The organism is Chitinophaga pendula, assembly GCF_020386615.1.
Lineage (GTDB): Bacteria > Bacteroidota > Bacteroidia > Chitinophagales > Chitinophagaceae > Chitinophaga > Chitinophaga pendula.
In genome coordinates this window covers 6,451,649-6,472,164 of the sequence record NZ_CP077769.1, presented here as the reverse complement: position 1 = coordinate 6,472,164, position 20,516 = coordinate 6,451,649, and the positions used below count along the sequence as shown (strand labels likewise).

At 48.5% G+C, this 20,516-nt stretch carries 17 protein-coding genes; 8 read left to right on the top strand and 9 right to left on the bottom strand.

Going from position 1 to position 20,516, the window contains the following annotated elements; translation table 11 throughout:
• Positions 1-732: 732 nt before the first annotated feature.
• Complete coding sequence (locus KTO58_RS24235) at positions 733-1,683, top strand: UDP-3-O-(3-hydroxymyristoyl)glucosamine N-acyltransferase (protein WP_095836927.1); 951 nt, start codon at positions 733-735, stop codon at positions 1,681-1,683.
• 38 nt (positions 1,684-1,721) lie between these two features.
• Positions 1,722-2,432 carry a hypothetical protein gene (locus KTO58_RS24230; RefSeq protein WP_095836928.1) on the top strand — a complete coding sequence of 237 codons (711 nt, stop codon included), beginning with the start codon at positions 1,722-1,724 and terminating at the stop codon, positions 2,430-2,432.
• On the opposite strand, the gene KTO58_RS24225 is transcribed toward KTO58_RS24230, so the two are convergent.
• The 5 genes from KTO58_RS24225 to KTO58_RS24205 all read right to left on the bottom strand — a co-directional run bounded on the left by KTO58_RS24225 (position 2,418) and on the right by KTO58_RS24205 (position 7,653).
• Entirely contained in the window at positions 2,418-3,407 is a 990-nt protein-coding gene (locus tag KTO58_RS24225; protein ID WP_095836929.1) for an NAD-dependent epimerase/dehydratase family protein, read from the bottom strand. The two genes, KTO58_RS24230 and KTO58_RS24225, sit on opposite strands and share 15 nt — an antisense overlap.
• 43 nt (positions 3,408-3,450) lie before the next feature.
• The gene (locus tag KTO58_RS24220) at positions 3,451-4,317 is read right to left on the bottom strand and encodes a 3-hydroxyacyl-CoA dehydrogenase NAD-binding domain-containing protein (RefSeq protein WP_095836930.1); all 867 of its coding nucleotides are present in this window, start codon (positions 4,315-4,317) and stop codon (positions 3,451-3,453) included.
• A gap of 90 nt (positions 4,318-4,407) precedes the next feature.
• Entirely contained in the window at positions 4,408-5,436 is a 1,029-nt protein-coding gene (gene pheS, locus KTO58_RS24215) for a phenylalanine--tRNA ligase subunit alpha (RefSeq protein WP_095836931.1), read from the bottom strand.
• 94 nt (positions 5,437-5,530) lie between these two features.
• Positions 5,531-6,217 (bottom strand): response regulator transcription factor, encoded by a 687-nt coding sequence (locus tag KTO58_RS24210; RefSeq protein ID WP_095836932.1) that lies wholly within the window; start codon positions 6,215-6,217, stop codon positions 5,531-5,533.
• A gap of 23 nt (positions 6,218-6,240) precedes the next feature.
• A complete protein-coding gene (locus KTO58_RS24205) occupies positions 6,241-7,653 on the bottom strand; it encodes a sensor histidine kinase (RefSeq protein WP_225859901.1) in 1,413 nt (470 codons plus the stop codon).
• 338 nt (positions 7,654-7,991) lie between these two features.
• Here KTO58_RS24205 and KTO58_RS24200 point away from each other — a divergent pair, with 338 nt between their 5' ends.
• Positions 7,992-10,733 (top strand): outer membrane beta-barrel family protein, encoded by a 2,742-nt coding sequence (locus KTO58_RS24200; protein WP_095836934.1) that lies wholly within the window; start codon positions 7,992-7,994, stop codon positions 10,731-10,733.
• Positions 10,734-10,762: 29 nt separating this feature from the next.
• Here KTO58_RS24200 and KTO58_RS24195 read toward each other — a convergent pair whose 3' ends face one another.
• A complete protein-coding gene (locus tag KTO58_RS24195; RefSeq protein WP_095836935.1) occupies positions 10,763-11,062 on the bottom strand; it encodes a hypothetical protein in 300 nt (99 codons plus the stop codon).
• Positions 11,063-11,344: 282 nt separating this feature from the next.
• Here KTO58_RS24195 and KTO58_RS24190 point away from each other — a divergent pair, with 282 nt between their 5' ends.
• Entirely contained in the window at positions 11,345-12,211 is an 867-nt protein-coding gene (locus KTO58_RS24190) for a hydroxypyruvate isomerase family protein (protein WP_225859900.1), read from the top strand.
• A gap of 140 nt (positions 12,212-12,351) precedes the next feature.
• Positions 12,352-13,809 carry an amino acid permease gene (locus tag KTO58_RS24185; protein WP_095836937.1) on the top strand — a complete coding sequence of 486 codons (1,458 nt, stop codon included), beginning with the start codon at positions 12,352-12,354 and terminating at the stop codon, positions 13,807-13,809.
• Positions 13,810-13,817: 8 nt separating this feature from the next.
• On the opposite strand, the gene KTO58_RS24180 is transcribed toward KTO58_RS24185, so the two are convergent.
• The 3 genes from KTO58_RS24180 to mqnC all read right to left on the bottom strand — a co-directional run bounded on the left by KTO58_RS24180 (position 13,818) and on the right by mqnC (position 16,705).
• Complete coding sequence (locus KTO58_RS24180) at positions 13,818-14,360, bottom strand: GNAT family N-acetyltransferase (RefSeq protein WP_095836938.1); 543 nt, start codon at positions 14,358-14,360, stop codon at positions 13,818-13,820.
• Positions 14,361-14,500: 140 nt separating this feature from the next.
• Complete coding sequence (locus tag KTO58_RS24175; protein ID WP_157752763.1) at positions 14,501-15,136, bottom strand: hypothetical protein; 636 nt, start codon at positions 15,134-15,136, stop codon at positions 14,501-14,503.
• A 444-nt stretch (positions 15,137-15,580) separates the two neighbouring features.
• Positions 15,581-16,705 carry a cyclic dehypoxanthinyl futalosine synthase gene (gene mqnC, locus KTO58_RS24170; RefSeq protein ID WP_095836940.1) on the bottom strand — a complete coding sequence of 375 codons (1,125 nt, stop codon included), beginning with the start codon at positions 16,703-16,705 and terminating at the stop codon, positions 15,581-15,583.
• A gap of 166 nt (positions 16,706-16,871) precedes the next feature.
• Here mqnC and KTO58_RS24165 point away from each other — a divergent pair, with 166 nt between their 5' ends.
• The 3 genes from KTO58_RS24165 to KTO58_RS24155 all read left to right on the top strand — a co-directional run bounded on the left by KTO58_RS24165 (position 16,872) and on the right by KTO58_RS24155 (position 20,498).
• Positions 16,872-18,095, top strand: a complete 1,224-nt coding sequence (locus KTO58_RS24165) for an aspartyl protease family protein (RefSeq protein ID WP_225859899.1) — start codon at positions 16,872-16,874, stop codon at positions 18,093-18,095.
• Between the two features lie 144 nt (positions 18,096-18,239).
• Entirely contained in the window at positions 18,240-19,181 is a 942-nt protein-coding gene (locus tag KTO58_RS24160) for an aspartyl protease family protein (protein ID WP_095836942.1), read from the top strand.
• 69 nt (positions 19,182-19,250) lie between these two features.
• Complete coding sequence (locus tag KTO58_RS24155; RefSeq protein WP_095836943.1) at positions 19,251-20,498, top strand: M16 family metallopeptidase; 1,248 nt, start codon at positions 19,251-19,253, stop codon at positions 20,496-20,498.
• Positions 20,499-20,516: the final 18 nt, after the last annotated feature.

Genomic DNA, 20,516 nt, shown 5'->3' with positions numbered 1-20,516 from the left:
TATTTCCAAATCGCTTCCTTACATACAGACACTCATCCCTTATACCCTCTTCAACTGCCTGCATATATTACAGCAGTCTCTTCGTCATTCCTTTCATCATCATCAATGTATCAATGCTTTACATAAACACTTCGCTTATGTTAAACGCATATTGTCTGATTTAGCATATTAGCATCCCGCTATCGCGAATAAAAAAAGAACACTATAAAAAAACGTCCAGACTTATTTTTTGGGGCCGGTTAGGGGTGAAAGAACCAAAAACGTAAAAAGCAGCTTATACCCGTCATCGCCTGCTTGTATATTTTTACCGGTATAAAAACATCATTCACGATGCAATATTATCATCGCGATAAAAAGTGTATCTGCTGTAACGCTATGTGGGAAAGAGTTTCAAAGGCAATAAAAAAAGTCTGACCGTGAGAACAATCAGACTTTCTTGTTATGTGAATGGGTTAGTAAGTACAGGGAAACAAAATTCCCTACACAATATTAAAAAGAATTTTATGACAAAAGAAAAATTTTACAAAAAAAATTATTCACACCAAGAAATTTTTTGTGGATAACAATACCCCTTTAACGTCATTTTTCCGATCAACTTTTCAACTTCATCACCTGCTTACTATCTTTTCATCCTTCACCACTTCCTGCATAACACCTTACTTATCACTTAGAAGTTCTCTACTACTTATCCTAAATTTGATGCACCTTTACACCACTAAATAATCATTTCATATGAAGTTCGATGCACCTGTTCCGGTTACTGAAATAGCAGCGCTCATCGGCGCTGAACTCGAAGGCAACAAGCAGCTGATGGCAACCGGTATAAACGAAATACACAAAGTAACACAAGGAGATATCTCCTTCGTAGACTTCGAAAAATACTACGACGCCTCCCTTAACTCCGCCGCCTCCATTATCATCATCAACAAGAAAGTAAACTGCCCCGAAGGGAAAGCTTTACTCATACTTAATGACCCTTTCAGTGCTTATGTTAAACTGGTAAAACACTTCCGTCCATTCCAGCCATCGGCAAATGCCATTAGCGACACTGCACTGATAGGAGAGGGCACTCTTATCCAGCCGAACGTATTCGTTGGCAATTATGTCCGCATCGGGCGCAACTGTATCATACATCCTAATGTCACCATCTATGATCATACCGTGATCGGGGATAACGTAATTATCCATGCCGGTACTGTCATCGGCGCCGACGCCTTCTACTTTAAGAAAAGGGCAGAACGCGAAGTCATGTATGACAAACTCGAAAGCTGTGGAAGGGTGATCATTGAAGACGATGTGGAGATAGGGGCAGGCTGTACCATCGACAAAGGTGTGAGTGGCGATACCATCATCGGACGCGGTACTAAATTCGACAACATGATCCATATCGGGCACGGTACTGTTATCGGTAAGAACTGCCTGTTTGCCGCACAGGTCGGAATAGGAGGGAAAGCACATATTGAAGACAATGTAATACTCTGGGGTCAGGTAGGCGTATCCAAAGACCTCGTTATCGGCAAAGGCGCAGTCGTATTAGCACAAAGCGGCGTACCCAGCTCTCTCGAAGGCGGTAAGGTATACTTCGGTTATCCGGCAGAAGAAGCACGTAACAAGAAACGCGAACTCGCCTGGATCAAACGTATCCCCGAAATATGGGAGAAACTCACCGCCAAAAGCGAATAATCCATATATCAGACAACCTCACTTTTAGCAGTATACGCATGACCTTCGTCTTAAAACATTACCTGTCAGCGCTTTGTATAATAGCGCTGACAGCATGTAGCAGCACAAAACCCGTCACACAACAAAGGGCCGCCGTCAGCAAACAACTCTATACCAATGACCAGGCCTGGGCCGTTAAGATCGATGATGGGTGGTTTACCGCAAAGACCATCACTTTCGGACCCTATCATACCTCCTCCCGTACTAACGGTGTCCTTAAAGATACTTCCCTGCAGTTCATCCGCGATCCGAAAGAGCCTTTCTCCTTCAATATAAGCAGCCAGGATGAGAAGATCTCCATACAAACGCTATATACCTCCAGGATCGCATTTTTAAGCCGTCCGTTGCCTTCTTTTCTGAGTAGCCTGCCGCCAACAACACCCCTATTCTACACGCTGATAAAAAGCACCGGACAACCACCGCTGCCCCGCTGGGAGATGATACTCAAAAAACCGACTTATCTGGAATTGAATGATAATAAAACAGTAGGGATACTACGTACAGAGAAAGAAGAAATACGCGTCAACGCACATAATAAATTCGGTATCGTCAACGCCTACGAAAAACTCACCTACGAGTTCCGGCAACATGGTCAGCCGGTAGCTGCCGTAATGCCCGGAGAACAACCCAGCGTATGGGTCAGTCCATCCGTATCAACCACCACCCGGCCCGTATTGGCAGCCGCTATCGCTGCATTACTTTGCCGCTAAAGGCTGGTCCTTTAAAAAGTCTCGGCTGATCCGCTCAATAGTTTGTTGTAAAGGGCGGAACTGGAACCCCGGCAAAGCATCCATTACCCGCTGACTGCTGTAATGTATCTTCAGCTGCGCAGTATGTGCCGTCTCCCGGGTGATCAACGGCTTTTTGCCGGTGAACCATCCTTTTACCTTCTCATACCGCCATACCAATGCCGCCATCCAGGGCTTTACCGCTATATGAGGCGGCTTTTTGCCCATATGACGCGCCATCTCGCTGAACAGGTCCAGGTACGACCAGTTATCGCCAGAAAGAATAAAACGCTGCTCTGTAATATCGCTATCCATCAATGCGATCATCGCCGCCACAACATCCTCTACATCTACAAATCCATTGATACCTTCCGTATAGTAAGGAAACTCTTTCCAGGCATTTTTAAACAACATCCCCGACCCATCATGCCAGAAGCCACTGCCTAATATGATAGAAGGATTCACAATAACCGCATCCAACCCTTCTGCAATACCTCTCCACACTTCCATCTCCGAGTGATATTTACTCACCGCATATGCCGTGTTATTAGGGCTCTCTACCCAATCGCAATCCTCATCAATGAGATGCCCAACCTTCGCCCGCCCGATAGAAGAAACAGAACTTACATGCACCAGCTTCCTGACGCCGGCATCAATAGCCAGGTTGACTATGTTAGCAGTCCCCTCGATATTGATCCGCATCATCTGCGCACGGTCATCAGGCCGGAACGATACTGCCGCTGCGCTATGATACACCTGTGAGATACCTTGCATCGCCGCTTCCAGGTGCACTACATCCAATATATCGCCCTGTATCCATTCGATCTTCTCCCGCACATCCTGCAACTGATGTGGTATTTCGCGCCGATAAAGCGCACGCACAGGTTTACCCGCATGTACTAACGACCGTAACAAATGACTTCCTAAAAATCCTGTGCCTCCCGTAACTAATATCATGAAATACTAATTCTCATTAATGAAGAACGCCAAAAATAGACAATTATCCTTTCGTATAATCATAAAAGCCCTTGTTACTTTTACGTCCCAGCTGCCCGGACGCTACCCGCTCTATCTGCAGCTTATTCGGTGCAAAACGTACCGCCTTACGGAAAGATTCATACAAGGAAGTGCTCACTGCCAGGTTCACATCATTTCCGATCAGGTCCATCAATGCAAAAGGCCCCATACGAAAACCAGCACTCTCCAACAGTTGATCTATCTCCCGGAAGCCGGCAATCCCCTGCTCTGCAACCTTCATCGCCTCCAGGTAATAATGCCGGGCCACCCTGTTGACGATAAACCCCGGCGAATCCTTGACACGTACCGGCGTCTTACCCATCTTCACTGCCAGGTCATAGATAGCCTGCTCTACCGCAGGGGCTGTCTGTTCAGCACTGATCACTTCCACCAGCTTCATCAGGTGAGCCGGATTAAAGAAATGCATACCGATCACGCGTTGCGGATGACTAACCTCAGCGGCTATATGAGAAATGGAAAGAGAAGAGGTATTGGAAGCAAAAATAGTCGCTGGTGTGTTGATCTCCGCCAACGCATTGAACAGCGATATCTTGATATCCGTACGCTCTACGATAGCTTCAATAATAACATCTGCCTTACAATCTGACAACTGCCCGGTAAAATGAATACGGTCAAAGATAGCCGTGCTGTCTGCAGCTCCCAGCTTACCTTTGCTCACGGCTGTATCCAGCTGCTGCCGGATCTGGTCTTTTGCCTTTTCCAGCACTGCCGGCTGAAGATCATAAAGAGTAGTGGAGTATCCGCTGGTAGCTGCTACCTGGGCAATACCGGCTCCCATCGTGCCGGCCCCGCATACCGCGATCTGGTGTATCTGTGTCAGGGCTATCATAAGAATAAATGAAAAAGCTATATCCTTAAAAAAAGAAAAGGTGAAAAAAGTAACCTTCTTTCACCTTTTGCTGTATTTACCTACTTACTATCATACTGCTCCCTCAAATTGCTCCAGGAAACGGGTATCATTCTCTGAAAATAACCGCAGATCCTTGATCTGGTATTTCAGCATCGTAATACGCTCTATCCCCATCCCGAAAGCATAGCCGGTATATTTCTCCGGATCAATGCCACAGTTCTTCAGCACTTCCGGATGCACCATACCACAACCCAATATCTCTACCCAGCCTGTCTGCTTACATACAGAACATCCTTTGCCGCCACAGATAAAACAGGAGATATCCATCTCTGCACTGGGCTCTGTGAACGGAAAGTAGGAAGGACGGAAACGTACCCGTGTGTGCTCTCCGAACATCTCCTTCACAAAGTGATATAAGGTCTGCTTAAGGTCTGCAAAAGACACATTCTCAGCTATATACAATCCTTCTACCTGGTGGAAGAAACAGTGTGCACGTGCAGAGATCGTCTCATTACGATACACCCTGCCCGGACAGATCACCCGGATCGGCAACTTCCCTTCTTCCATCACACGTACCTGTACCGAAGACGTATGCGTACGTAACACCCAGTCAGGGTGTTTGCTCACGAAGAACGTATCCTGCATATCCCTGGCAGGATGCGTCTCCAGCATGTTCAATGCGGTAAAGTTATGCCAGTCGTCCTCTATCTCGGGCCCTTCAGCGACGGTAAATCCCAGGCGCTCAAATATGCGGATGATCTTATTTCTGACAATGCTTATCGGATGACGGGTACCCAGCCGGTGTGGCTCTGCCGGCAGTGTAAGGTCTACTTCTGCTGATACGCCGTTGTCACCCTCTTTCAATTGCTCAAATTGTGCATAACGGTCCTCTGCCAACAGTTTAAAACTGTTCAGCACCTGACCAAATTCCTTTTTACGTTCGTTAGGGACCTGCTTCATCTCCCCGAAAAGGGCCTTCACGATCCCCTTCGTACCCAGGAACCGGATACGGTATTGCTCCAGCGCCTCGGCAGAAGTAGGCTCAAATGCCTGTATTTCCTGCTTATAAGCCTCTATTTGTTGTAATATTTGTTCCATGGACGACAAAGATAATGTAAAGTGGGAATTTGGAACAGGGATTTAGCCTCGCAGCAGGGCGCCGCCTGTCGTCCGGAAAAAAGAATATGTCGCCCTAAAAGATCAGTTTATATCCCACCCCTCTGATGTTAACGATCTGTACCCGCGGATCCTCTTTCAGATAACGCCGCAGCTTGGTAATGAACACATCCATACTACGGGCATTGAAAAAACTATCATCCCCCCAGAGATCCAGCAACACCGTCTTTCGCTCTAACACCTGGTTACCATGGTCTCTCAACCGCCTTAGTATCTCTGCTTCCCGGTGCGACAAGAAGGTCGTCACGCTATTACGGGTCAGGGTCTGTTTCGTGTAGTTAAATGCATATTGCCCTATCTGTACCACTCCCTCTGCAGGGGTTTCCACCGCCGGCTGATGCTGATTACGTTGCAGTAAAGCCCGGATACGTACGATCAGCTCATCCATACTGAATGGCTTCTTCAGGTAGTCATTCCCCCCCAGCTCAAAACCTTTCACCACATCTACCGTCTGCGATTTGGCCGTCAGGAAAATAATTGGGGTCACCTTGTCCTGGCGCCGGATCTCCGTCGTCACCGTAAATCCATCCATGTTAGGCATCATGATATCCAATACCACCACATCCGGCCGCTGCTCGTTATACAATCGCAGGCCTTCTTTCCCATCCATAGCGTACAACATTTCAAATCCGCGCATCTCCAGACTGTCTTTAACAATCTGCCCCAGCTGCCATTCGTCTTCTATAAGTAGTACTTTCGCCATGTTATTGTTTTTGTGATGCCTTCCTATAATGGCACTTCGATAATGAATTCACTGCCTTTTCCCGGCTCACTTTCCACTCTCACCGCACCTCCGTGTAAGGTCACGATCTTTTGCACGTAACTCAATCCCAATCCAAAGCCCTTCACGTTATGGAGATTACCGGTAGGCACCCGGAAAAATTTATCAAAAATGTTCTGCTGATATGCTTTCGGAATACCGACACCATTGTCTTTCACGGAGATCCGCAATACCCCGTTCAATCGCCGGCACTGTATATGCACAAAAGGATGGTCCCCGGAATATTTGATCGCATTGTCCACCAGGTTGCTCACGGCATTGGCCAGGTGTGTCTTATCTACCAGCACCAACGGATGCTCCATGTAGTTGTCATAACGGAATTGCACGGGCCGGGCAGACTTCAACTGGTGATTGGTGATGATATTGTCTACCAGGTCATTCAGGTCCGTCTCTTCGCGGAATAACTCCAGTTCTTCCTTATCCTCCACCGCGATCTGTAATACTTCCTCCACCAGGTCGGAGAGGCGCTGCAACTCCTGTTTGGAGATGTTAAGGTACGTCTCCGTCTTCCGCTGGTCGTGCAGGGCGTTGAAGTTCTGCATGGCCTCCACCGCTGCGTACACCGTGGCAATAGGCGTCTTCAGCTCATGCGTCATGTTATTGATAAAGTCGTTCTTCACTTCCGACAGCTTCTTCTGCTTCAGGATGGTCCGCAACATGTAGATAAAACAGATGGTCGTCAGTACCAGCATCACCAGGGAGCTCACCATCGTCCACATCATCTTCAGGATGATATGTTGCAGTGGCGACTCAAAAGAGGCTTGTACAAAAAGATTGCTGGCCGGGTTAAAGGGAATTTTGCCGGTCTTCTGCGGCGAACGCCGCTTTACACTGTCCCGGAAACTTTCCCTGGCCAGGTTACTGAAGCTGATATGGAAAGTATCTATATGGTAGGGGGTAAATATCTGTCGGCCACGAAGCTCCCCGGCAAATACAGAATCCAGCTTCTTCAGATTGGCATTATCTCCATACAGGTTATACAGGATGATCAGATCGGATATCCGCCGGGCCAGCGTATCTGCATATCCACGTGTAGAGGAGTCGTGTATCAACCCCAATTCCTGCGGCCCATCCCGCAGCGGTGTGTCAGTACTCTCCCGCAGATACGTCACTTTGCGTCCCTTATACATATCTATTTCCTCCAGGCGGAACGCATCGCTCTTGCCAACGGGTTTAACAGAATTCGTATCTTTGTTGTAATAGCGGATATAACGGTGTACATCGGAAAACTGCTTGTTGAAGACCGCGGTACGCATCGCTTCATTGATATCCTTACTAAACTGCTCACGCCTGATCTGGTAAGAATTATATAACCAGTAACCCTGGAACATATAAATGCCCAGGATGCAGATACACATCAGGATAAGAATATTACGAATTCGCTGCCGCATATTTAGTTACACTCAACAAGCCATAGGGCTATCTGCAAAACTACCTGATTCTTCTCGCATCCTGCCAGTCATCTTAACAATAATTAACAGTAAATAAGGTTCGTTAACGCTTTGTTCCCCAGGTTATGTGTTCACTGCAACAGAGTACTATAAAAAAATATTACTTTACACGCTGTAGCGACCGTATTTCGCGTAACCGCTTCAGCCTAAACGGGATATCTGCTGCTGTACACAGGAATGGATAACCCTTGCAGTCATCGCCAACTGCTGCCTTTTAAATTGTAATACCGGTATAAGCCTTCTGCATGAAGCCTTTTTTATTCTTCCTTTTCTTTGCTATCCTGTGTACCAGCTATACATGGGCCCAAACCCAGCCACAGGGGCAAATAAAAGGCCGCCTTACAGACCAGACGACACAACAACCCCTGGCAGATGCCACGGTATCACTCCTACGTGCCAAGGACTCATCGATGGCCCAAACCACCTTTACCGCGAAGGATGGCCTATTCTCCCTTCAAAACATTCCACTGGGCGACTACCGGCTATATATATCCTTTATCGGCTACCAGGCCATCCTCCAGCCCCTTAGCCTCACCGCCGCCAACAACCGCATCTCCCTTGATAGCCTCCGTATGCACAAAACTGGTGTCACCCTCAGCGGAATAGAGATCATCCGCGAAAAACCACCAATAGTCGTAAAAACCGATACCCTCGAATTCAATGCAAGCGCTTATAAGACAAGGGAAAATTCCGCCGTCGAAGAACTGCTGAAAAAACTCCCTGGCGTGCAGGTCGAAAAAGATGGTACCATCAAAGCTCAGGGAGAAACCATCAAAAAGATCCTCGTCGATGGCAAACCTTTCTTCGGCGACGATCCCAAATTGACCACCAAAAACCTCCCCGCCGATATCGTGGATAAGATCCAGCTGATCGACAAAAAGTCCGATCAGGCCGCCTTCACCCGTATAGATGATGGGCAGAAGGAAAAAGCGATCAACATCATCATCAAAGAAGACAAGAAAAAAGGCTACTTCGGACGCGCCAGCGCCGGATACGGTACCGATGACCGCTTCGCCGTCAATGCCAGCATCAACAGCTTTAATAACAAACGCCAACTGTCCTTTATCGGTGGTGGCAATAATATCAACAGTATGGGCTTCGGCGGCGGCGACGATTTCCGTGGCTCTATGAGAGGTATGTCTGGCGGCGGCAATGGTATCACCCGCAACTGGAACGGGGGTATCAACTACAGCCAGGAAATTGGTAAGAAACTGAAACTCAGCGGTAGCTACTTCCTCAGCAACTCCAACAGCCTTAACGAAACCACCAGCGCCCGCCAAAACTTCGTACAGGACACCACTTACCTCTACGACCAGAAAAACAAATCCGTCAACGATAACACCTCCCACCAGGGCAACTTCCGGCTGGAGTATGAAATCGACTCCATGCACTCCTTCGTGATCACACCCAGCTTCGGATATCATACCAGCAACAGTCTCGACGAAAACATATACGCCACCCGCGATACAAAAGGGAGACAAATCAACAGCGGTACCACCCGCAACACCAGCACCAGTACCACACCAAACGTCTCTACCAACTTACTCTTCCGTAAACGTTTTAAAAAGACAGGCCGCACCGTCAGCGTCAATCTTAACTACGCCTACAATAACAACAAACGGGAAAACTTCAACCGCTCAGAAACCCTGCTGGACAACAACGGTACACCCCGTCGCGATACCCTCAACCAACGCAACGATATCGATGGCAGCAACAGCAACTTCAGCGTAAGACTCACCTATACCGAACCCGTATTTAAGAACCGCTTCCTGGAACTTACCTACGTCTACAATAACAACTACAACAGCTCCGATAAGTTCACCTACAACTACAACGCAACAAAAGGCGATTATGACCAGATCATCGATAGCCTCAGCAACGTGTTTAAGAACACGTTCTCCTCTCACCAGGCTGGTATCAGCCTGCGTACCCAACGAGCCAAATACGACTATACGTTCGGTATCAACGTACAGGTAAGTGACCTCGATAATGACAACATCAGCAGAAAAAGTACCCTGCAGCAAACCACCACCAATTTTTTTCCTTCTGCTTCCTTCAATTATACCTTCTCCCGTAGCAAACGCCTCCGTGTCAACTACCGGGGAAGCACACAACAACCCAGTCTGGCCCAGTTACAACCCGTACCAGACAACAGTAACCCGCTATATATACAGCTGGGTAATCCCGACCTGAAACCGTCTTTCAGTAATAACCTCAACCTGTCGTACAACTCCTTTAACGCCGCCTCTCTGAGAGGATTTTTCGTTAATGTCAGTGCAAACATTACCTCCAATAAAGTCGTAAATGCAAATACCATTGACAAGGAAGGAAAACAAACCAGCAAGCCCGTCAATGTAAACGGCTCCTGGAATATCAATGGCCTGGTAGTAAATACCTTTCCGTTGAAGAAAATGAAAACAGCTATCAATACCAATACCTCTATCAACTATATCCGGGATGTCGGTTTCTCCAATACCAGGGAGAACATCACCAACAATCTCAATATCACGCAAGGCGTCAGCTTTAACTACATGCATAGCGAGATACTCGATTTCTCTACCGCCGTCAACGGTAACTATAACGCTGCCCGCAATTCCGTACAGCTGAACAGCAATACCAACATCTTTAATTACGATCTCTCCCTGGATTTTAACCTCAAATTGCCACTGGGTTTCCTGATCGGCAGTGACTTTACCTATACCGTCAATACCGGCCGCGCGGATGGTTATAACCTCAACGTTTCTATGCTGAATGCCTACTTCGCCAAGACCATGTTCAAGAACAAACAGGGCATGCTGAAACTGCAGGGTTTCGACCTGCTCAAGCAAAACGTAAGTATCTCCCGCAACGTCAACGAGAACTATATCGAAGACGTACAGTCAAGAGTACTACAACGTTATTTCATGCTCAGTTTTACTTACTTCCTGAACAAGTTCAACGGATCCGGAATGGCTGTGGGTAACCGTAGGAGAGCACCTGGCTTCTGATGCCGGCAGGGGAGGGGCCATACTGACCATTATTTGGAACGCATAGGAGCAACCTTACCAACCTTATACGAATTGGCAATGCGCTGTACCACCCACGATATCGTAAACGTGGGAATAAAGTCAAGACCCGGAAACAACTCCTCAATGAAGTTGAACACACTACCAAAAGTGCCCAGTGTCCCTCCGAAAAGACGGTAAAAAATAACTGCAGAAATGGGGGCCCAGATTACATCTGTTACTTCACCTACAACAGGTATTGCATAACTGGCCATACCCAGTAAGTCAAAAAGGATACATACCCATAGGCTGGGGGTATATTTCTTTTCCATATCCACCTCCTCTTTTTTTCATTTACATCAATATTGCAAATAGCTTACCAAATTTTTAACATTTGACCGGTGCTGATCTTTGCATATATGCCGTGGCTATAGTAATAGGCTGTATCTCATAGGTATATACGTACCAATGCCCTCCTTGGGTTCTGTCCGCCTTCCGGCAAAAAAATGTCAGCCATGCATTCCTGTCAGTACTAGTATTTGGCAATATTTTCTGCTATTTTCAACCCCGCAATAAAACTGCAGATAATGCTTCCTGAAAATTCCCGTCGTGATATGATTAAAAAAGCTGCCGCTATGGCCTTTACCGCTACGTCACTGTCCGCACTGACCAACCGTATACTGGCCCACGAGATCACCGTAGATGAATCCCTGAAAGGAAACATCCGCCACTCTGTCTGCGCCTGGTGTTATGATGATATCTCCCTCGATGCTTTATGTAAAGCCGCCGTACAGATCGGCCTACAATCCATCGACCTGGTAGATCCTGTCAACTTTCATATCGTTAAGCAACATGGCCTTACCTGCGCGATGGTGGCAGCCATCAATAAAGACTGGGGGATTACCAAAGGCTGGAACCGCCTCGAACACCATGACGCCCTCGTTACCTACTACGAAGGCCTCATCGATGCTACCGCCGCCGCCGGATTTCCCCACCTGATCTGCTTCTCCGGCAACCGGGAAGGCCTCAGCGACCAGCAAGGCCTGCAAAATTGCGCCACCGGCCTTACACGCATTATGGCCTACGCCGAAAAGAAAAATGTCACCATCGTGATGGAACTGCTTAACAGCAAAGTAGACCATCCCGACTACCAATGCGACCACACCGCCTGGGGCGTACAGCTTTGCAAAGCCATCGGCTCCAACCGCTTCAAACTCCTCTACGATATCTACCACATGCAAATCATGGAAGGCGACGTCATCCGCACCATCCGCGATAACCACCAATATATCGCCCATTATCATACCGGCGGCGTGCCAGGCCGTCACGAAATAGACGAATCCCAGGAGCTATACTACCCCGCCATTATGAAAGCTATTCATGAAACCGGCTTCAAAGGCTTCGTAGCACAGGAATTCGTACCCGCACGCCCCGATAAATTACAGTCCCTGAAACAAGCCGTACAGATCTGCGATATCTGATCCGTACAACCAATTCACCGGCCGGACTGTTTTCCTGTAAAATGATGGGATCATCCGAACTTATTTGTTCGTTTGCACTCAATCCCCTTATCTTTGCGCGCCAATAGTCCATAAATTCAGTAGGATAAACAACTGCTCACATGCGGCAATATTTCAGAAAACCAATCAGTTGGCTGCTACAAGAAGCCGAACACGAAGGTGCTAACACATTAAAACGCTCACTCAACGGATTCCAGCTCGTAACACTGGGATTGGGCGTGATCATTGGTGCGGGATTATTCTCTCTCACCGGTATTGCTGCGGCCAATCATGCTGGTCCGGCAGTCACCTTGTCATTCGTAGTCGCCGCCGTAGGCTGTGCCTTCGCAGGGCTTTGTTATGCCGAATTTGCCGCCATGATACCCGTAGCCGGTAGCGCATATACCTATGCTTACGCCACGATGGGTGAACTCCTCGCCTGGATCATCGGCTGGGACCTCGTACTGGAGTTTTCCGTAGGAGCCTCCACCGTCGCCATCAGCTGGTCGAACTATCTGGTCGCCTTCCTCGCTACCTATGGCATCAGCTTACCACCACAACTGGTACATTCCCCTTTTGAAACCGCCACGCTGCCCGATGGTACCGTCGTCAACGGGATACTCAACCTGCCCGCCGCATTGGTCGTGATACTCATGTCCATCATCCTTATGAGAGGTACCAAAGGCTCCGCTATCTGGAATGCCGTAGTCGTATCCCTCAAAGTAGGCGTCGTTCTGGTGTTCATTGCCCTCGGATGGAGCTATATCAACCCGGCCAACCTGCACCCTTACATCCCCGCCAATACCGGCTCCTTCGGCGATTTCGGCTGGTCCGGTATCCTCCGCGGAGCAGGGGTCATCTTTTTCGTGTTCCTCGGCTTCGACATCGTCAGCACCGCCGCTCAGGAAACCAAAAATCCCAAACGCAACATGCCCATCGGCATATTAGGCTCACTGGCCATATGCACCGTCCTGTTCATGCTCTTCGCACATGTCATGACCGGCCTGGCGCCCTACACCGAATTTAAAGGGAGTGCTGCTCCCGTAGCCGTTGCCATCCAGCATACACCGTACAAATGGCTGGGACAACTGGTCATCCTCGCCATCCTCGTAGGGTACACCTCCGTGATACTCGTCGACCTCCTCGGCCAATCCAGGGTATTTTACTCCATGTCGAAAGATGGCCTGCTACCAAAAGTATTCTCCGAAATACATCCCCGCTTCCGTACCCCCTGGCGCTCCAATATCCTCTTCTGCGTTTTCATTAGCATATTCGCCGCACTCGTACCTATCAAAGTAGTAGGTGAGATGACCAGCATAGGCACACTGCTGGCATTCGTGATCGTATGCGCCGGCGTATGGATCATGAGATATACCCTGCCAGACGTACCACGCCCGTTCAAAACACCTTGGGTGCCCTTCGTTCCCATCATGGGCATACTATGTTGTCTGTTGATGATGGTCTCTCTGCCTTGGGATACCTGGCTGAGACTATTCGTATGGATGGCAATAGGTATGGTGATCTATTACACCTACGGACGAAAAAACAGTAAGATCAGGGCCGCGGCCAACAAACAATAGGTCACGCTTCAATATCGCCAGTCTTCCCGGAGCACCCCCATCACGACCAGGTCTACATACTGGCCGTGTAGCTTTGCACTATGCCTCAATACCCCCTCCTTGGCCAATCCAAGCCGGATCGGTATCTGCGCACTCCGGTCATTCTGCAGGGCAAACCGGATCTCTACCTTGTTCAGCCGCAACTTGCGAAAAGCAAAAGATATTAACGCCTTGCAGCATAACGTGGCTATTCCCTTACCACGATGCGCTTCGCCTACCCAATAGCCGATCTCTGCCTTCTGCAACAAGTGATCCCAGTCATGCAGATCGATCACCCCACACAACACACCATCACTCCACATACCAAAAGCAATCGCATCCTGCTCCTCCGCCTTACGCTCCATCAACTGGATAAAACGAAGCGAATGCTCCTCATTGGTATTATAATCCACCCAGGGCAGATATTTGCGTAAGCTCTTGCGCGAACTGTCTATAAGCCGGTAAATCGGGGCCGCATCCTCCGGCTGTAGTTGCCGCAGTTGGATAGTATCACTAACAGGTAATTCCAGCATATTGGGTTCTGATCGGTCTGATAATTAGTGTATCCCCAAAGGTAAACATTATGCTCCGTCCTCCCCAGCATTTTATAAAAACAGAACGGACAGACCAGATGGTCCGCCCGCTCGTTGTAGGTCTTATTATCCTTCTATGACTATGACGCTTGTGAAATCAGTTGCTGCTTCTTCAGATCTTTCACGACCTGCTGACTGTACAGGTACGCCTGACGCATCGCCGTCGGCGGATCTACAGACTGTGCCTGTGCACTGTACAACAGCTTCCTGTCATTCAGATCATACAAATTACTTTCCCAGAAATATTTGGTATCCGTACGATAATAACCGGGGTCATACATCCTGCCATACCACATACTGTAGTAAGGCCAAAAACGTCCATAGTAGAAAGGATAAGGCCCATAACCGGTACCACGTACATACGTCTTCTCACGCGCTTTGTCCAACAATACGATCGTCAATACCTTACTCGCATCACCATCCCTCAGCTTACTCACTACCGCATTTTCATCCGACTTCTTAAACGCCTCCGGTCCATACACCTGCATAGAAGATACCGCCGCATACCCTTGCTTCTTCATCGCTTCTACCATACTATTCTCCATCGCCACCCGCAACGGGCGCTCCTTCTCCGGCAACAAAGCCATTACCACCACTTTATCGCCCTTCTTCAACTGCGCATCATCCGCTTTCCAGGATGAGGTCAGTTTGGTGCTGGTACAGGCAGACAAAGCTGCCAGGGCAATACCCACCATCAATAATCCTAACCTTTTCATATACCCTCCCTTTTTTTGTTTATACCTGTTAGACGTGACAAGTAAAGAAGAGTTACTTAACTGCCTGACAATTAACATTCCTTTGACACATCTATACGAACATTACACCTCCTGGCCCTGCTAACAAAAAACATTTCCCCTACTTTCCTATAGCTTTCCTATAGCATTCCTGTATCATTCGTATAACACTTGTATAAGCGAAGCATATACTATCTTATACAATGCCTATACCGTAAGTATACCCCGCTTATACCCCGGCTATACAATGACTATAGAACACTTATACAATGCTTATAGAACGCTTATACAAAGAGTATACAACAGCATGACCAACAACCACTTGCGAAAACACTTCGCTACAACCCGTTACTAGTCAATCTTTTACTGCTATGCAATAAAAAAGGCCGGCCCCAAGGCCAGCCTTCGCTATAAAAAATAGGCTGATTAGTAATTGATCACCTGCTCTTCAATACCCATCGGTATCTCACGGAACTGGTACAGCTGGTTACGCAGCTGCGGCTCAAATCCCGCCTCCCGGATCGCATCCTGTATAGAACGGTAAGTAAACCGATGAGGAGCGCCCGCCGCACTTACCACATTCTCCTCGATCATGATAGAACCGAAGTCATTAGCGCCAGCATGCAGACTAAGCTGTGCTACCTGCTTGCCTACTGTCAGCCACGATGCCTGTATGTTCTTCACATTAGGCAGCATGATACGGCTCATCGCAATCATCCGGATATATTCTTCGGAGGTGGTGATATTATGCACACCCCGGATACGGGCCAGCAAAGTATCTACATCCTGGAAGGTCCAGGGAATAAACGCGGTAAATCCGTAGTGTCCTTCCGGCTTTTCACGCTGTACCTGCCGTAAGGCCGCCAGGTGCTCAAAACGCTCCAGCACCGTCTCCACATGCCCGAACATCATCGTTCCGGAAGAAGCGATGTTCAATTTATGCGCCGCTCTCATTACATCCAGCCATTCCTGTGCTCCACATTTTCCTTTGGAGATCAAACGCCGTACCCGGTCGTTCAGTATCTCCGCACCAGCACCAGGCAGGCTATCCATACCCGCCTCCTGCAAAGCCCGCAATACTTCGATATGCGTGCTCTTCTCCAGCTTGGTGATATGCGCTACCTCCGGAGGCCCTAACGTATGCAGTCTCACTTCCGGAAACAGTTGCTTCAACTCGCGGAACAGGTTCGTATAAAAACTCAATCCCAGATCCGGGTGATGCCCTCCCTGCAATAACAACTGATCACCACCGTATCGCAGCGTCTCTTCTATCTTTCTTTTGTATTCGGCAATGTCTGTAATGTATGCCTCTGCATGACCCGGTATCCGGTAAAAGTTGCAGAACTTACAGTTAGCCGTACACACATTCGTCGTATTCACATTCCTGTCTATCTGCCAGGTTACCTTGCCATGAGGTACCTGCTGCTTGCGCAACTCATTCCCGATATGCATCAGGGCCGCCAGTGGCGCCTGCTCAAACAGGTATACTCCCTCTTCCGGGGTCAGCCACTCAAAATCAAGCGCTTTCTTATATAAGTCTTCCAATTGCATATGCTGCTATCAGTCTTTTTTTAACCTTCGGTACAAAGGTAACAAATCCCCCCATACCTATATAGTTACCGGCTAGGCGGCACCTGTTCCGTTTGTAAACTTTCAACCGACGAAATCAATTAAATGTTAAATTTATATAAATCTGAGTCACACCTTCTATCCCGTTATGTTGAAACCTATAACATTACTACTTCTTTGCTGGATGTTCCTCCTGGCACTCCTGGCCCCGGTACATCCCATCAAAGCCCAACCCCACAGCCCTGCCAACAAAGCCGTCCTGCTTACCCGTTTCCCTTTCAAACAGTACTACGGCGGCGTAGTCGTTATCCAGGCCCGGATCAACAACCTCCCGGATACTTTGCAGTTCCTGCTGGATACTGGCAGCGCCGGTATATCCCTGGATACCAACACCTGCACCCGTCTCGGCCTTCACCTCGACCCTTCCGATGTACTCGTGCGCGGACTAGCAGACTCCAAAACCGTCTCCTTCGCCAAAAACAACAGCCTCCAGCTACCCAACCTGAAAGTAGACAGCCTCAACTTTCATATCAATGATTATGAACTGATTAGCCAGGTATATGGCATCCAGATAGATGGGATCATCGGCTATAGCCTGCTGAACAGGTATATCGTCGCCATCGACTACGATACCGAAGAAATAGCCATCTATTCCAAAGGTCAGTTAGACTACCCCAGAGGTGGCCAACTGTTCAAACCCGCTATCGCACAGATACCCATCATCCCTGCCCCCATGCGCAACGGTAAAAGCAATACCCTTAACCGCTATTTCATGGACACCGGCGCCGGTATGTGCCTGCTCCTCAGCAACCAGTTCGTAAAAGACAGTAGCGTCCTCAGTAGTAAAAGAAGACGTAACAAGATCACCCAGACCGAAGCACAGGGTATAGGCGGCAAAATGGAAATGTCCATCACCACCATGCAGGAGTTCCGGATCGGCAATTATACCTTCCGCAACGTACCCACCTACCTCTTCGACGACAGGACCAACATCACCTCCTATCCCTTCCTCGGCGGCATGATCGGCAACGACCTGCTGCGCCGCTTCAACGTAGTACTTAACTACCCCAGAAAGGAAATACACCTGCTGCCCAATACCCACTTCCGGGACCCCTTCGACTACTCCTATACAGGCCTGATCATCTACCTGATCCGCGATCGTATAGAGATCACCGATATCATCAAAAGCTCTCCGGCAGAAAAAGCAGGATTCAAAAAAGGCGACATCATCGTCGCTATCAGCAACAACTTCTCCGGCAACCTCCAGGTATACCGCGAGCTGCTGAAGAACGTCGGCTCCAAACCTATCATACTTATCATGCGAAAAGGGGAGTTGCTGCTCAAAAAGCTGCCTATCAGAAGTATTCTCTAAAAAACAACAGACTGCCCATCAGCAGTATCCGCTAAATAACAACAGATTATCCGGTCCCGGCACATGAAAATCACTAACTCGTTCGTTATTATGCTTTAAGTGCAGCATTCCTGGCAATAGCTTCTTAAATTGCCTCCCGATATCATGACACGATTGCTTGGACCCATATTATGTTGTTGCTGGTTACTGTTGTCCTTCTCTTCGAAGGGCCAACGCAGGAAAGCCGCGCCAGCACCGGCCCCGGTATCTGAACAGCCACTGGCCGTGCTTCCTTTCACCTACTCCGGTCACCACGTCATCATCAAAGCTGCTATTTCAGGTCTGCCCGACTCCCTGTCGCTTATCTTCGACTCCGGCGCCGAAGTGACCATCCTGCACAAAGGCATGGCAGAAACACTGAAGCTAACCGCCTTACAGGGCAAAGGTGTCAGCGCCACCAACAATATGATGCTGGAAATGCAGACCGCCACCCTCAGTACCCTCTACATGGGCAACGTACGGGTGCCGTTCCTCAAAGTATATATTGAAAACCTCCAGGAATTCCGCACCGGCACTGTCAAAGCAGATGGCATTATCGGCGTGGACCTGCTCAAACAATACATCGTTACCATCGACTATCCCAGGCAACAGCTGCGGCTCTATCGCAATGGTAATACCCCCACCACCATCCCCGGCCAGCGCCTGGCTATGAAGCTCAATTATGTTACCCCTGTGCTCAATGCTACCATACAACTACCTGGTGGTCAATCCCTCACAGGCAATTACCACCTCACCACCGGCGGCGATTACGGCATACTGTTCAACTGGCCCTATACAGACGCACACCGCCTGAATGAAATACTCCCCACCGTCGACACCGACCGCGTACAGGATATGTTACGCGTACTCACCTATATCAACAGTACGATCCCCCTGCTCAGTATCAACAATGCCCAGTTCCGGCAGGTACCCGTCAGCTATTGTAAAGACATCAACGACGATGGCGCCTTCATGGAAGTCGCCGGCTCCATTGGCTGCCAGATATGGAAACAATGTGTGCTCACCATCAACTACAATAAGAAAGAGGTCATCCTCCAGCAACGCTGACAGCCTCCTGTAAGCGTTTACCCGTTGCAACGCGAAATTCAATATATTGCATGTTCCTAAAACACGCTTATGATTCATTATAATAAATTCACATTGGACAACGGGCTACGCGTCGTTGTCCACGAAGATCACACCACCCCCATGGCAGTACTGAATGTACTGTATGATGTAGGTGCCCGTGATGAAAACCCCGAACAAACAGGATTTGCCCACCTCTTCGAACACCTGATGTTCGGCGGCTCTGTCAACATACCGGATTATGATGAGCCCCTCCAAATGGCAGGAGGAGAGAACAACGCCTACACCACCAACGACCTGACCAACTACTATATACAACTCCCGGCCGAAAACATAGAGACCGCATTCTGGCTCGAAAGCGACCGCATGCTGTCTCTCGCCTTCAGCGAGAAAAGCCTGGAAGTACAACGTAAAGTCGTATGCGAAGAGTTCAAAGAAAACTACATCAACAAACCATATGGCGATGTATGGCATAAAATGCGCGCACTGGCCTATACCTCGCATCCATACCGCTGGATGACCATCGGTAAAGAACTGGCGCATATCGAAAATGCCAAACTGGATGATGTAAAAGCCTTCTTCTTTAAACATTATCGCCCCGTCAATGCTATCCTCGTAGTAGGCGGTAACGTTACCACCGAACAGGTCAAAACACTGGCAGAGAAATGGTTCGGCGAGATCCCTTCCGGCGAGAAATATGTGCGCAATGTCCCTAAAGAAGGACCTCAGGCCGCTGCCCACCGGTTAGAAGTAAAAGCCAACGTACCTATCGACGCACTGTATAAATGCTACCACATGCAGCCGCGCCAGGATAAAAGATATTACGCAGCCGACCTGGTCTCCGATATACTCAGCGCAGGCGGTTCTTCCCGCCTCCACCAAACCCTGGTGAAAGAGAAAAAACTATTCAGCAATATCGACTGCTATCACTTCGGTAGCATCGATGCCGGACTATTGACCATAGAAGGGAAATTGGTAAAAGGAGTGAAAATGGAAGATGCCGAAAAAGCCATCAATGAAGAAATAGAAAAACTCAAACAGGAAGAGATCTCTGAATGGGAACTGCAAAAAGTGAAGAACAGGGTAGAAAGTATGCTAGCATTCGAAGATATGAGCCTGCTCAGCCGCACGAACAACCTCGCCTTCTACGAACTGCTCGGCGATGCCGCACTCATGAACACAGAGTTCGACAATTATGAGGCGATCACCACCAAAGATATCCTCGAAGAAACACGCATCCTGTTTGACGAAAAAAATGCTAACACCATCTACTACTACGCCGATAATCAGCCACTGTAAGATGGGCACTAAATCACA